The sequence below is a fragment of the Streptomyces longisporus genome, from assembly GCF_039532765.1.
Taxonomy (GTDB): Bacteria; Actinomycetota; Actinomycetes; order Streptomycetales; family Streptomycetaceae; genus Streptomyces; species Streptomyces longisporus.
Map to the genome: position 1 here is coordinate 24,162 of NZ_BAAASG010000016.1, position 12,925 is coordinate 37,086.

A 12,925-nucleotide genomic window follows, 5' to 3' on the forward strand; every position below is an offset into this window, starting at 1 on the left:
CCCGCGTCAGCCGGTGGTCGGGTGGGTCGAGTCGAGCGGCATGGTCGCGGTCTTCCTGGCGGGGTCGAAGTCCCAGCCGGGGACGATCGACGGGATCTGGACGGTGGCGGTGACGGTGACCGTGTCCGCGTTCGGCGCGGCGGTGCAGGAGACCGACAGCCCGCTGCTGATCGCGTTCGTGCAGCCCTCCTGGGCGGTCCCCGGCTTCAGCGATTCCGCCCGCGCCCCGGCCCGGGCCGCCGTACCCGCCTGCTGGGCGGCGTAGGCGATCAGACCCAGCTGCACGACCGCCATGCCGACGATCAGCAGGATGGGCAGGAACCCCAGGTACTCGATGGCGACTTGGCCGCGGTCGCGGTCTTTGCGGTCGTACGACATCTCAGTGCGTCGCCTCCTGGACCGCGCCCGCGTGGCCCTTCACGTGGAGCGGGAAACTGAACGTGCCCGGGAAGAGGAGGGGGACGGTGAGCGTGACGTCGCCCGTGACATAGCCGGGTGCTCCGGGACTGCAGGTGACGGTGGCGCCGCCCTGCCATGCGCCCGGCAGCTTCTCCTTCCCCTTCTGCGCGCACACCCCCTGCCAGTCACCCTTCGCCGCGGTCCCCGCCCGCACGGCCTCATCCGCAGCATTCCCCGCAAGCGTGTACGTGTACCCCACCAGCACGAGCTGCCACAGCACCACCAGCGTGATGATGATCGTCGGCATCATGCCCAGGAACTCGATGGTGACCTGGCCCCTGTCCCCGCCTGCACGCAGCGCCAGCCGCATCCCTATCCCCCACCCTCCCGGCGCCGCCGGAAACTCACCGACCCGCGGTCCCCCCGGAACCGCCCGCCCCGCTGCGCCCCCTCGACCGCCTTGACCAGCCCCAGCTCCCCCGCGAGCGCCCACAGCGCCTGCTTCACGGAGCCCCTGCTGTCCAGCTCGTGGACCCGTCCCGCGTCGACCGCCCCCTGCAGCTCCTTGAAGTTGGCGGGGATCGCGGTCCCGGCGACCGCAGTGCCCGTGATCTTCTGGATCAGCGGCGGCTGGATCTCCGTACCGCGCGAATGCCGGTTGACGACCACCGTGGTCTCCTCGGCCTTGCGGATCTGCAGCCGGTCCCACATCCGTACGGTCCGCTTGGCGCCGCGCACCGCGACCACGTCCGGGGTCGTGACCAGCAGGGCCGTGTCGGCCATCTCCACCGCGGCCGCTCCCGCCCCGCCCAGCTGGGCGCCGCAGTCGATGACGACGACCTCGTAGCGGGAACGCAGGGCGCTGACGATCTGCCGGGCCGCCCGGTCCGTCACCTCCTCGCCGCGTTCGCCCTCCCCGGGGGCGAGCAGCAGCGCGAGGCCCGTGTCGTGGCGGAAGACCGCGTCCGCGAGCACCCGGGGTGAGATGTCGGTGATCGCCGCCAGGTCCACCACCGACCGGCGGAACTGGACGTCCAGATACGAGGCCACGTCCCCCGTCTGCAGGTCCATGTCCACCAGCGCGGTGCCGCGCCCCGAGGCCTGTGCCGCGAGCGCCAGTTGGATGGCGGTCAGGGTCGCGCCCACGCCGCCCTTCGCGCCGCTCACCGTGACGACGGTGCCGCCGACGCCGGTGAAGACATCGCCGCCGGAGCCGAGATGGCGCCGTACGCCCACCGACCACTGCGCGACGGCCTGGACGCGGCTGGCCAGCTCCTCGTAGCTGAGAGGCAGCGCCACCAGGCCGCGCGCGCCGTAGTCCATCGCCGCCTGGAACAGGCCGGGGCTCGCGTCCGAGGTGACGAGGATGACCCCGACCGCGGGAAAGCGCAGGGCCACCTCGCGGATGAGTTCCAGCGCCGGGACCGGGCCGATCCGTTCGTGCACCACCACGACCTCGGGCAGTTCGTCGACGGACTCGGCGGCGAGCCGCGCGAGGGTGTCGACGAGCTGGGTCGAGTCGACGACCGGGGTGACCGGCTCGGCGTCCGGGAGCTGGCTGAGCAGTGTCGTGATGGACCGGACCGCGTCCACGTCACCGACTGCCGGGAGGATCCTCGTGGGCATGGGGGCCTCTCACTTGTCCTTGGCGAGTTGGTACGTGCGGTCCTGCTCCGGGATGGTGCCGGTCTCGCTCGGCGCGACCAGCGCGAGCCTGACCCGCTTGGCGAAGGACTCCGCGTACGTCAGGCGCTGGGCGTCGAGCGCGGAGAGCGCGAAGGTGATGGGGACGGCCTTGGTGGGCTGGCCGGTGCGGTTGTCGGCGTCGGGCTGGAGCGAGGTGAGGTCGCCGACATCGAGGACCCTGGCGTTGGTCACGATGATCTTGGACAGGTCGGGGTCGCCCTGCTTCTGTCCCTCGAAGGTGGCGTAGACGTTGACCTTGGAGTCCGGCGTTATCTTGCCGGCGACGCCGGTCGCCGCATCGATCATGATGGCGACCTCCTGCTGCCCGGGCTGCAGCGCGGGCTGGTCGGCGATCATGTCGCTCTGCAGCAGGGAGCCCTTCTTCAGGGTCGTCACGGCGACCTTGCCGCGGACGCCGGCGAGATCGGTGACCGCGTTCGCCGACAGCCACCGCTTGGGCATCTCGGTCTTCTCGAACTGCGACGCGCTGAGGCTGGTGTACGGCTTGATGTCGCTCTTGACCTCGTACGCCGTGACCTTGGGCCCGACCTGGGACTTCACGTCACTGATGACGGACAGGACGCCGACGAACGCGCCGAGGGCGCAGACGACCGACAGAAGCAGGAGTAGCACGCCACGGCGCTGACGGGAGTTCATGAACCGTACAACCTCATTGGGGGATATCGGTCGAGCGGACGGGATCGTGCGGGCGTTACGTCTGCGGCGCAGCCGGCGGGCGGTTCAGGAGCCTCTCCCCGCCGGGAGCTGGTTCTCCAGGACGGGCGGCGGTCCGGCGGAGCAGAAGACGCAGCGGTCGCCGATGACGTCGATGCCGCACCAGTGGCAGGAGCCCTGCCGTACCGAGGTGACCAGCTGGTACAGCACGGACAGGTCGGGCAGGAAGGAGGCGAACTCGATCAGCTTGCCCGTCCCCCACCAGAGGGCGGACTCGGCCGGCAGCGCCGCCTCCCGCAGCCCCTGGGCGTTCCACTGCGGGACGAGGCTCGCGGTGACCCAGTCCGACTGCAGCTGCCCCTTGGCGACCAGCATCGAGGTGCCGAACTCCGGCCCGGGGAGGGAAGCGCCGGGGGCGAGCTTCACCAACCGCGGCTCGGGATGGGCGAGTACGGCGAAGTGCTGGCCCGGCACCCAGGACTTGGCGTGCTGCTTGAGGCCCACCTCGACGCGGTCGAGGCGGGCGACCGAGCCGAGCAGTGCTCCGGCGTGGATGTAGTGGGTGAGGAGGCGGCCGGCGGAGGCGAGCACCCCGGGGCTGAGGTCGCAGGAGGCCAGCTGCCTCAACTGGCGGGCCAGGACGGCGAGTCCGAGCGGGGGCAGAGCGGGACGGAACAGGGCGATACGGTCGGTCTCCAGCAGGGAGCGGATCGTGTGCAGCCGCCGGCCCGTCTCCGCGGAGACCGCCTGTGAACAGACGACGACCAGATGGCCGTGCTGGTCGATCAGACTCTGCACACCCGCCAGCGCCTGCTCCAGCGGCTGCTTGTCCAGGTCCTGCAGCACGACGGCAGGCAGGGTCCGCTCGTCCTGCGGTGGCAGCGCCATGTCGGCACTGGTCACGGCGATGGCAGTTGGCACGCGCAGCTCCCCGGTGACTTCACTCCGTGACTACCTCAGCACTGTATCCACGCCTCTGTGGCCGGAGAACAGCGTTTGTGTAGCTGGTGAGGAACTGGCGTTTCACAAGTAGCGTCAAAACGGGGCAGGTTCGAGCATCTCGCCGATCCCGAAACGAGTCGGCGAGCCATTTGGCCTGGACCTCTTGACACCCGGATTGGTCTGGACCAACTTGTTGTCATGTCCCCACTGAGACGATCGGCAGCAAGGCTGTCGACGACACGGCTCCTGTCAGGAGCCGTCACCGCCGCCCTCGCCCTCACCTTCGCGGGCACGGGCCAGGCGTCCGCAGCGGACGTCAACAACGCGAAGAACGCCGGCTTCGAGTCCGGCCTGAGCAACTGGACCTGTTCCGCGAGCAGCGGTACGACGGTCTCCTCCCCCGTGCACAGCGGCGCTGCCGCGCTCAAGGCCACCCCGGCCGGGCAGGACGACGCCCAGTGCAGCCAGACGGTGGCGGTGAAGCCGAACTCGACGTACTCACTGAGCGCCTGGGTGCAGGGCGGCTACGCCTTCCTGGGCGTGAGTGGCACCGGCACCACTGACGTGTCGACCTGGACCCCGGACTCGTCCTCCTGGAAGCAGCTGACGACGAGCTTCACCACGGGGTCGGCCACGACCTCCGTGACGGTGTACACGCACGGCTGGTACGGCCAGGCGGCGTACTACGCGGACGACGTGTCGGTGTACGGCCCGGACGGCGGCGGAGGCGGCGACCCGGCACCGACGGTCCCCGCCGCGCCGAGCGGCCTCTCGGTGTCCGCCACGACCTCCTCCTCGGTCTCCCTGGCCTGGAACGCGGTCTCGGGCGCGACCGGCTACAACGTCTACCGCAACGGCACGAAGGTGACGGCGGTGACGGGCGCTTCGGCGACGGTCACCGGCCTCGCGGCCTCGACGTCGTACTCCTTCCAGGTCACCGCGACCAACTCGGCCGGTGAGTCGGCGAAGTCGACGGCGGTGACGGGCACGACGACCGCTTCCTCCGGGGGTGGCGGTGGCACCGCGCTTCCCAAGCACGCGGTCACCGGGTACTGGCAGAACTTCAACAACGGCGCCACGGTCCAGAAGATCTCCGACGTCTCGTCCCAGTACGACATCATCGCGGTGGCCTTCGCGGACGCCACGACGACGCCGGGCGCGGTGACGTTCAACCTGGACTCGGCGGGGCTGGGCGGCTACACGGTCGACCAATTCAAGGCGGACATCAAGGCCAAGCAAGCGGCCGGCAAGAAGGTCATCGTGTCCGTGGGCGGCCAGAACGGCACGGTGTCGGTGAGCGACTCGACGTCGGCGGCGAACTTCGCGAACTCCGTGTACTCCCTGATGCAGACGTACGGCTTCGACGGCGTGGACATCGACCTGGAGAACGGCCTGAACGCCACGTACATGTCCCAGGCCCTGCGCTCCCTGTCCGCGAAGGCGGGCTCGTCCCTGATCATCACGATGGCCCCGCAGACGATCGACATGCAGTCCACGTCGAACGCGTACTTCCAGACCGCGCTGAACGTGAAGGACATCCTGACGGTCGTCAACATGCAGTACTACAACAGCGGCTCGATGCTGGGCTGCGACGGCAAGGTGTACAGCCAGGGCTCGGTGGACTTCCTGACGGCTCTGGCCTGCATCCAGCTGGAGGGCGGCCTCGCCCCGTCCCAGGTCGGCCTGGGACTGCCGGCCTCCACGAGCGCGGCGGGCAGCGGGTACGTCTTGCCGACGGTCGTGAACAACGCGCTGGACTGCCTGACGGCCGGCACGAACTGCGGCACCTTCAAGCCGTCGAAGACCTATCCCGACCTGCGGGGCGCGATGACGTGGTCGACCAACTGGGATGCGGCTGCGGGTGGTTCCTGGTCGAGTGCGGTGGGGGCGCATGTGCATGGGCTGCCGTAGCGGCCGAACGGCCATGAAACATTTCCCCGGGCCCACCGCGTCAATGAAGTGAGGGCGGTGCAGGCGGACAGGGGGAACGGGTATGAGACAGGCACGCGCGGACGAGTACGCGCAGTTCGCGGCGGTGCGTGCCGGGCATCTCTACCGGTCCGCCTGTCTGCTGACCGCCGGTGACACACATCTGGCCGAGGATCTGGTGCAGGAGACCCTCGGGCGGCTGTACGTCCGTTGGAGGCGCGTGTCCCGTGTGGAGAATCCCGCGGGATACGCGCAGACGGTTCTCATGCGTACGTTCCTCACCCATCAGCGCAGGCGCAGCAGCACCGAGCGCGCCACCGACGTGCTGCCCGACGTGCCCGCCGACGGCCGCGACACCCCGCTGCGGCTGACCCTGCTGGAGGCACTGGCCCGGTTGCCCGCCAAGGACCGGGCCGTGGTCGTCCTGCGGTACTGGGAGGACCGCTCCGTCGAGGAGACCGCCCAGGCCATGAACGCCAGTTCGGCGGCCGTGCGCACGCGGTGCGTCCGGGCCCTGGGGCGGCTGCGGGAGCTGCTCGGCGAGGACCTCGGCGAGTACGCCAGCCCCTGATCGGCACCTGTCCGTCTGTGGAGCCGTCCTCTTCCCCTCTCTTCTCCATCCATTTCGCGAAACGGTGGTCCGTCATGCCCTTCGAACAGCACGGCAACCCCTTCGAGGAACAGCTCTCGGCCGAGCTGCGACAGGCCGGCGACACCTTCGTGGCCGACCGGGCCGCGCTCGTCGCCGCCGGTGAACTGCGAGGGCGGCGCCGGCTGCTGCTGCGGCGGCGGGCCGCCGCCGTCAGCGGGGCCGCCTCGCTCGCCCTCGTCGGCGTGGGCGGCGCGCTGCTGCTGCCCGGTGGCGGATCGTCGGCGCACCAGGACGGGGCCTCGGTCGGCACCGGGCGCCACACCGCCGCCGCCACACCCACCCCCTCCCCCGCCTCCGGCGACCAGATGATCCGCACCCTCGAAGGCCTGCTTCCCGAGGGGAAGTTCAGCAAAGCGGAAGCCCGCGGGTCGTACGTGCAGCTCGTGTACAACGACGGAAAGGGCGCAGCGGCCATCAGCGTCAACCTGGGGCGGGTCGAGCCGGGCAGTGACGAGGCGCGGCGGACCACCGAGTGCCCGGGGAAGGCGTTCGCCCACTACGACGCCTGCAGCACGACCCGGCTTCCGGACGCCTCGGTGGTCATGGTGCTGCAGGGGTACGAGTATCCGGACCGGCGGGTGGACACCAAGTGGTGGAGCGCCGAGCTCGTCACGCCACAGGGGCAGCATGTCAGCGTGAGCGAGTGGAACGCGGCGGCCGAGAAGGACGCGCCGATCAGCCGGGCCGAACCACCGCTGTCGCCGGCGCAGTTGAGGCAGCTCGCCGCCGCCGGAGCCTGGCGGGACGCCGTCGACGCGATGCCGCAGGACACGAGCACGCCGACCGCACAGCCGAGCGACACGGCGACGGCCGCCTCCGTGGCGGTCGCTCCGACCCTCAGGTCCCTCCTCCCCAAGGGGGCGTTCAAGGTGTCCGAAGGCAGCGGCGACGACTCCGGATTCGGCTACCTCGTCCTCGACGACGGCAAGGGCAAGAGCCTCGTCCAGGTCAACGTCCAGGCCAATATGTCGGACGTCGAGGGCGACCTCTTCGGCTCCGACGCTCAGGTCCTGGCCGACGGGACGAAGGTCGCCACGCACCAGATGCCGGGCGAGAAGGGCGGCGCCGGTGTCGTGATGTGGACCGTCGACACCATCAGGACCGACGGGAGGCGGGTGGTGATCAGCGCTTTCAACTCCGGCGCCCAGGACACCGCCGCGACCCGCAAGACCCCCGCGCTCACCATGAAGCAGTTGCGTGCGATCGCTCTCAGCCCCAAGTGGTGGCAGTGAACGGTCGGAGAGATCCCTGGGCGTGAGGCGGTGCAGGAAAGAGGGCCGTCAAGAACCGCAGCCGTCCGCCCCGCACGTGCCCAGTTCGAACCACACCGTCTTGCCCTGTCCGTCCTGGTGGCAGCCCCAGCGTCTGGCCAGCGCGTTCACCAGGAACATCCCGCGGCCGCTCTCCGAGGCCCCCGCCTCAAGCACCTGCGGGGTGCGGCGGCCGCCGTCCCGCACCTCGCAGCGCAGGACGCCGTGCGCGGCGGAGAGGGTGAGCCGGAAGCGGCTCGCGGAGTGCAGCAGGGCGTTGGTGGCCAGTTCGCTGACGAGGAGTTCGGCGATGTCCACCAGGTCGTCCCGGTCGGTCAGCCCCCAGACCTCCAGCTGTCTTCGGACCTCTGTACGGGCCTCGCGGACGGCGGTCGGGCGCGGATCGTACTCCACGCTCGAATGGCCTGCCCGCAGGGGCGGTTGAGGGTACGCGGCGAACTGAGCGTCCGAGTCCGGGTGGGGGGTCCCGGAGAGATCCAGCATGATTTCAGGGTGTCCTCCCCGGTGCCGCGGCAAACGGGGAGGACTACCTGTTTCCATACCTGCGTACGGGCAAGCGGTTACCCGTACTGCAGCCGTACGGTCGTCCCCGTCCCGTCGTCACGGATGTCGACGTAGGCGCAGACCTGGCGGCTGAACCACAGGCCCTGGCCCGGTTCCAGTTCGGGGACGGGCGGCGGGACGAAGCCGGCCAGCGGGTCGTCCAGGCGGCGGGGTGCGCGCAGCTCGCAGATGCAGGCGGGTGCCTCGCCCCACATCAGGGCACCGGTCAGGGGACCGAGGGCGGTGACCGCCGCGGTGACCGCCTCAGTGAACAACTCGGCGTCCGCGGGCGCCAGTCCACGGGCCGCGGCCCCTGAGCGAACGGCCTCCGGGTACGGCTGGGTGAGCGGCTGTGCGGTGGCCGGGGGCAACGGCAGCGGCACGGAGTCCAGTTCGGCCGCGAGGCGGACCGGGTCCTCGTAGACGGCGGTGTCGGGGTGGGCGCGGCGGGCCGCCTCGATGATGGCCGCGCCGGCGGTGCGGGTGTCGTAGGCGCACAGGGCCGTGGTCGCCAGCGGTGCGAAGAGGAGGTTGGCGAGCGCCTCGTAGCGGATCCACTCGGTGGTCTCCCGGACGGAGCGTCCTGCGCGGCCGTTCCAGACGGGTTCCATGAGGAGGTGGACACGGCCGCCGGGGCCTGCGTGCGCGGCGAGGTAACCGGCGCCCTGAGCCACGGCGTTGGCGGCCGAGCCGGTGTACCACTCGGTGTGCGGCACGAAGGTGACGCTCTTCGTGTCACCCCCGAGGGCCTCGCGCAGCAGATCCAGCTTGTCGGGGGCGGCGATCGCCACCGGCGGGGGCTCGCCGGGGGCGCCGAGGCCTTCGACGAGGAACGGCAGCGCGGCCGCCACGAACTCGTCGTCCGCGCCGTACACCGCCATGCGGTGGTCGAACGGGGTGGGGGCGGGTGGTGTGCTGGTCATGGTTCTCCGCTCTGTGGGGGGTGTGGGGGCCGGGAGGGGAGCCTGGACGGGGCTCAGTTCTGGGCCGCGACCCAGGCGGCGATCTGGCTGCGGTTGCTGAAGCCGAGTTTGCTGAGGATGCGTTCCACATGGCCTTCGGCGGTACGGCGGGCGATGACGAGCCGGTCGGCGATCTGCTGGTTGGCGAGGCCCTGGGCGACGAGTTCGGCGACCTCGGTCTCACGACGGGTGAGCATGCCGTCCTGCGGGGACCCGGATCTGCGCCGACCACTCCTCTCCCTTGCCCGTGCGGGGCGTGGGGGTTCCTGGTCCTCCGTCGCATACGCCACGAGTTCCGCGAGTCCGAGGGCGCCTCCTTTCTCGTACGACCGCTCGAAGGCGGCCCGCCCCAGGGCGGCCGACGCCCGCTCGCCGCTGTCGCGGCGGATGGCGCCCAGGTGGGTCGAGCCCCAGCGGTCCCGGTCGATGTCGGCCCAGGTGCGGTCGGCGCCGCCGAGCAGGGCGGCCGCGTGTGCGTGGGCGCCCGCCCGGGTCGCGATATGGGCCAGCAGGTCGAGGGTGAGGGCGATGCCGGTGACGTCGTTGACGGCGAGCTTGAGGCGCAGGGCCTCGCGGGCGTGCCGTCCGGCCTCGTCCCAGTCCTCCTTCACGGTGTGGGCGAGGGCCAGCATCCGCAGCAGGTACGAGCGCACCCACTCCTCGCCGTGCTCCTCGCACAGCCGGCGGGCCCGCTCGCAGACCTCGACCGCGCGGTCGGCCTCGCCCAGGAAGCCCAGGGCGCAGGCGAGTTCGACCTGGTCGAGGCCGTGCAGGCTGAGGTGCTGACCGGGGACGGGCCCGCGGGCGACGGAGGCCTCGAAGTGGTCGAGGGCGGCGGGCAGTTCGTTGCCGAACAGGCGGATGACACCGATGACGTAGGCGGCGTGGGCGGCCTCGGCCCGGTCGCCGAGGCGCTCGGCCAGCGCCTGGGCGTCCCGCGCGCGGCGCAGGCCTCCGGTCATGTCCTGGGTGGCGCCCGCAAGGAGACCGGCCACCCACAGCCCGCGGGCCCGCTCGACGGTCGGTTCGGGGTTGGCGTCGAGGGCCCGCTCCAGCCAGTAGCGGCCCTCACGGGGTGCCCCGCAGGCGTGCCAGTAGAACCACAGGGTGCCCGCGAGGCGCAGGGCGGCGAGCCGTTCGCCGGGGTGGGTGAGGCTGAAGTCGAAGGCGGCGCGCAGGCTGTCCTGGTCGGCCCGCAACCGGGCGACGATCTCCCGCTGCCCGGGTCCGAACCAGGCGCGTTCGCAGTCGGCGGCCCGCCGCTGCATCCAGTCGCGCTGACGGCGCCGGGTGGCGTCCTCCTCGCCCTCCAGCCGCCGAAGCCGGTCCAGGCCGTAGTGCCGCAGGGTGTCCAGCAGCCGGTAGCGGACCCCGTCCGGTCCCGTCTCCCGCCCCAGCACGGACTTGTCGACGAGCCCCGCGACCGCCTCCAGCACCTCCTGCGGCCGCACCTCCTCGCTGTCCGCGCACACCGCCTCCGCCGTCTCCAGGTCGAAGCCGCCGGGCAGGACGGAGGCCCGAGCCCACACCAACTGCTCCTCGTAGGTGCACAGTTCATGGCTCCAGTCGACGGCGGCACGCAGGGTCTGATGGCGGGGCAGCGCCGCGCTGCTGCCGGCCGTGAGGAGGCGGTAGCGGTCGTCGAGGCGCTCCAGGAGCTGTTCGACGCCGAGGACCCGCATCCGTACGGCGGCCAGCTCGATGGCGAGCGGAAGGCCGTCCAGGCGGCGGCACAGACGGGCCACGGCGGCGCGGTTGCCGGCGGTCAGCCGGAAGCCGGGGACCACGGCGGCGGCACGGTCGGCGAAGAGGGCGAGGGCCGGGTAGCCGTCGGCTGCCGAGAGGTCGCCGTCCGGGTCCGGGACGGGTAACGGCCGTACCTCCAGAAGGTGTTCCTCGGTGAGCGCGAGGCGGTGCCGGCTGGTGGCGAGGACACGGACGCCGGTGGTGCCGTGCAGCAGGGCGGCGGCGAGCTCGGCGCAGGCCTGCAGCAGGTGTTCGCAGTTGTCCAGGACGAGCAGCAGGCGCCGGTCCCGTACCTGCTCGACCAGGGCGTCCAGCGGGGGCTGCGCGGAGTGGTCGTGCAGGCCGAGCGCGTCGGCGGCGGCGAGCGGGACGAGCGCCGGGTCGTGCAGTCCGGCCAGGTGCACGAAGCGCACACCGTCCGGGAAGGCCCGTTCCACACGGGCCGCGATGCGTGCGGCGAGGCGGGTCTTGCCCACGCCGCCCGGTCCGGTCAGCGTGACCAAACGCGCCTTGGCGAGCAGTTCGCGGCCCTCGGTCTGTTCGCCGCGCCGGTCGACGAAGCTGGTGGTCTCGACCGGCAGGTGACGGTCCCGTCGCGGCGCTGATCCGCCCATGATCAGCCTCCCTGACTGCATTTCCCGGGGGCCGACCCCCGGACCCCCAGCAGAACAGCAGGCTGGCCAGCGTGACCGGCACGGACATCGCAAGGCGAACCTGAGTGAAGCGGAACCTCACTCTTCTCCGCAATCGGCATATATGCACGTTCCCCTCACACCCGCGAGTGCACTTCGCCGGACGGCGCCTGTGCGGTGACGGCTGCGCGTACACTCCGGCCGACCTCCGCCCCTTGACCTGTCCATGCCAATCCATGACGACGGGCAGCGCCCGCACAGGTGGCTCACAGGCACGTCGCACGAACCACCCCCCTCCCCAGGAGACTTCATGCGACTTCGGACACGAGGCTCGGGCGCCCGCGGCGGCAGACGCACCGCCGCGTTCGCCGCCCTGCTCGCCCTCGCCCTTGCGGCACCCGTCTCGGCGACGGCCGACAGCGCCCACAAGACGGCGCCATCGGCCGACGACGTCCGCCGGTACGAGATCCACGTCGACCACAACACCCCCGTCACCCGCCCGGCCATCGCCGCGGCCGGTGTGACCGTGGACGAGGCCGACGAGGAGACGGTGGTCGTCTCCGGACGCGCGACACAGATCAGCACACTCCGCCGACAGGGCTACGACGTCTCGCCGTTGGGCTCGGCACCGGACCGCTCCTCGGACTCGGACGGCGTACGGCCCTACGACTTTCCCTCGGCCGACTCGAAGCACCACAACTACGCCGGGATGAACACGGAGATCGACCAGCGGCTCGCGGCCTAGCCGAACATCATGAGCAAGCGGGTGATCGGCAAGTCGTACCAGGGCCGGGACATCGTCGCCATCAAGGTCGGCGACAACGTGGCGACGGACGAGAACGAGCCGGAGGTGCTCTTCACCTTCCACGACGCGGACTGCATGTACCGGTCCATCGGCAAGGCGGCCCAGTACTGCGGCTAGCGGCTAGTCGGCGGCCTCGGTCTCGGCCTCGGTGCCGTCTTCGAAGTAGGCGTCGAGGACCGCGTCCAGCTGTTCGTCCCACTCGCTGAACTGCGCCCTGGCCGTCGCCTCGATCTCGATCGGGTACCAGCGGCGGTCAGGGGTGTGGACGGTGATGGTGAACCGCTTGCCGAAGCGGGGCGACTCGGTCTCCACGGCGCCGATCTCGTCCCAGCGGAACTCGCACTCCTGGTCGTCCAGGGTGAGGCGGACGCCCCTGTGATCGGCGACGATCTTGGCGCGCCGGTCGGAGGCCTCGAAGACGGGCCCGTCGGGGGCCTCGTCCTCGTCACCGTCCCCGGAGTCCTCCTCCGCGGCCGGCTCCTGCTCCTCGGCCCCGGACTCGACGTCCTCGTCCTTGGGCTCGGGTTCGGACTCGGCGGACTCGGCGTCTTCCGCCTCGACCTCCTCCGGCTTCTCGGAGACGGGTGAGGTGAGCCCGGGAATGAAGGCCGGGTCGAATCCGGCACCGGTCACGGGCTCGCCCTTCAGGGGCTGGCTGCTCGATCCTATGCGCTGCTCCACAG

At 71.2% G+C, this 12,925-nt stretch carries 12 protein-coding genes and 1 pseudogene; 4 read left to right on the forward strand and 9 right to left on the reverse strand.

Annotated features, from left to right (window positions below):
* Window positions 1-6: 6 nt before the first annotated feature.
* The 5 genes from ABD355_RS32110 to ABD355_RS32130 all read right to left on the reverse strand — a co-directional run bounded on the left by ABD355_RS32110 (window position 7) and on the right by ABD355_RS32130 (window position 3,648).
* Window positions 7-378 carry a TadE/TadG family type IV pilus assembly protein gene (locus ABD355_RS32110; protein WP_344404372.1) on the reverse strand — a complete coding sequence of 124 codons (372 nt, stop codon included), beginning with the start codon at window positions 376-378 and terminating at the stop codon, window positions 7-9.
* A 1-nt stretch (window position 379) separates the two neighbouring features.
* On the reverse strand, window positions 380-769 hold the full coding sequence (locus ABD355_RS32115; RefSeq protein ID WP_344404373.1) for a TadE/TadG family type IV pilus assembly protein: 390 nt from the start codon (window positions 767-769) through the stop codon (window positions 380-382).
* Between the two features lie 2 nt (window positions 770-771).
* Window positions 772-2,025: a CpaE/TadZ family protein gene (locus ABD355_RS32120; RefSeq protein ID WP_344404375.1), complete on the reverse strand. Its 1,254-nt coding sequence runs from the start codon at window positions 2,023-2,025 to the stop codon at window positions 772-774.
* A 9-nt stretch (window positions 2,026-2,034) separates the two neighbouring features.
* Entirely contained in the window at window positions 2,035-2,742 is a 708-nt protein-coding gene (cpaB, locus tag ABD355_RS32125) for a Flp pilus assembly protein CpaB (protein WP_344404377.1), read from the reverse strand.
* 84 nt (window positions 2,743-2,826) lie between these two features.
* On the reverse strand, window positions 2,827-3,648 hold the full coding sequence (locus ABD355_RS32130; protein WP_344404689.1) for a hypothetical protein: 822 nt from the start codon (window positions 3,646-3,648) through the stop codon (window positions 2,827-2,829).
* Between the two features lie 252 nt (window positions 3,649-3,900).
* Between ABD355_RS32130 and ABD355_RS32135 the strand changes: the two genes are divergently transcribed.
* The 3 genes from ABD355_RS32135 (at window position 3,901) to ABD355_RS32145 (ending at window position 7,515) form a co-directional block, all read left to right on the forward strand.
* A complete protein-coding gene (locus tag ABD355_RS32135) occupies window positions 3,901-5,613 on the forward strand; it encodes a chitinase (RefSeq protein WP_344404378.1) in 1,713 nt (570 codons plus the stop codon).
* Between the two features lie 82 nt (window positions 5,614-5,695).
* Window positions 5,696-6,202 (forward strand): SigE family RNA polymerase sigma factor, encoded by a 507-nt coding sequence (locus ABD355_RS32140; RefSeq protein ID WP_344404379.1) that lies wholly within the window; start codon window positions 5,696-5,698, stop codon window positions 6,200-6,202.
* A gap of 74 nt (window positions 6,203-6,276) precedes the next feature.
* Window positions 6,277-7,515 (forward strand): hypothetical protein, encoded by a 1,239-nt coding sequence (locus ABD355_RS32145; RefSeq protein ID WP_344404381.1) that lies wholly within the window; start codon window positions 6,277-6,279, stop codon window positions 7,513-7,515.
* A 48-nt stretch (window positions 7,516-7,563) separates the two neighbouring features.
* On the opposite strand, the gene ABD355_RS32150 is transcribed toward ABD355_RS32145, so the two are convergent.
* The 3 genes from ABD355_RS32150 to ABD355_RS32160 all read right to left on the reverse strand — a co-directional run bounded on the left by ABD355_RS32150 (window position 7,564) and on the right by ABD355_RS32160 (window position 11,419).
* Window positions 7,564-8,037 carry an ATP-binding protein gene (locus tag ABD355_RS32150; protein ID WP_344404383.1) on the reverse strand — a complete coding sequence of 158 codons (474 nt, stop codon included), beginning with the start codon at window positions 8,035-8,037 and terminating at the stop codon, window positions 7,564-7,566.
* A gap of 77 nt (window positions 8,038-8,114) precedes the next feature.
* Window positions 8,115-9,020 (reverse strand): anti-sigma factor RsbA family regulatory protein, encoded by a 906-nt coding sequence (locus ABD355_RS32155; RefSeq protein ID WP_344404384.1) that lies wholly within the window; start codon window positions 9,018-9,020, stop codon window positions 8,115-8,117.
* A 53-nt stretch (window positions 9,021-9,073) separates the two neighbouring features.
* Window positions 9,074-11,419 (reverse strand): ATP-binding protein, encoded by a 2,346-nt coding sequence (locus ABD355_RS32160; RefSeq protein WP_344404386.1) that lies wholly within the window; start codon window positions 11,417-11,419, stop codon window positions 9,074-9,076.
* 328 nt (window positions 11,420-11,747) lie between these two features.
* Between ABD355_RS32160 and ABD355_RS32165 the strand changes: the two are divergent.
* A pseudogene (locus ABD355_RS32165) lies at window positions 11,748-12,305 on the forward strand (M14 family zinc carboxypeptidase); the annotation flags it as partial.
* Between the two features lie 57 nt (window positions 12,306-12,362).
* On the opposite strand, the gene ABD355_RS32170 reads toward ABD355_RS32165, so the two are convergent.
* Entirely contained in the window at window positions 12,363-12,923 is a 561-nt protein-coding gene (locus tag ABD355_RS32170; protein WP_344404387.1) for a hypothetical protein, read from the reverse strand.
* Window positions 12,924-12,925 lie beyond the last annotated feature (2 nt).

What these genes read in the sequence shown, in the direction of transcription:
- ABD355_RS32140 (WP_344404379.1), top strand. Translation starts at nt 5,696, where the DNA reads ATGAGACAGGCACGCGCGGACGAGTACGCGCAGTTCGCGGCGGTGCGT.
- ABD355_RS32135 (WP_344404378.1), top strand. Translation starts at nt 3,901, where the DNA reads ATGTCCCCACTGAGACGATCGGCAGCAAGGCTGTCGACGACACGGCTC.
- ABD355_RS32155 (WP_344404384.1), bottom strand. Translation starts at nt 9,020, where the DNA reads ATGACCAGCACACCACCCGCCCCCACCCCGTTCGACCACCGCATGGCG.
- ABD355_RS32120 (WP_344404375.1), bottom strand. Translation starts at nt 2,025, where the DNA reads ATGCCCACGAGGATCCTCCCGGCAGTCGGTGACGTGGACGCGGTCCGG.
- cpaB (WP_344404377.1), bottom strand. Translation starts at nt 2,742, where the DNA reads ATGAACTCCCGTCAGCGCCGTGGCGTGCTACTCCTGCTTCTGTCGGTC.
- ABD355_RS32115 (WP_344404373.1), bottom strand. Translation starts at nt 769, where the DNA reads ATGCGGCTGGCGCTGCGTGCAGGCGGGGACAGGGGCCAGGTCACCATC.
- ABD355_RS32145 (WP_344404381.1), top strand. Translation starts at nt 6,277, where the DNA reads ATGCCCTTCGAACAGCACGGCAACCCCTTCGAGGAACAGCTCTCGGCC.
- ABD355_RS32130 (WP_344404689.1), bottom strand. Translation starts at nt 3,648, where the DNA reads ATGGCGCTGCCACCGCAGGACGAGCGGACCCTGCCTGCCGTCGTGCTG.
- ABD355_RS32150 (WP_344404383.1), bottom strand. Translation starts at nt 8,037, where the DNA reads ATGCTGGATCTCTCCGGGACCCCCCACCCGGACTCGGACGCTCAGTTC.
- ABD355_RS32160 (WP_344404386.1), bottom strand. Translation starts at nt 11,419, where the DNA reads ATGGGCGGATCAGCGCCGCGACGGGACCGTCACCTGCCGGTCGAGACC.
- ABD355_RS32110 (WP_344404372.1), bottom strand. Translation starts at nt 378, where the DNA reads ATGTCGTACGACCGCAAAGACCGCGACCGCGGCCAAGTCGCCATCGAG.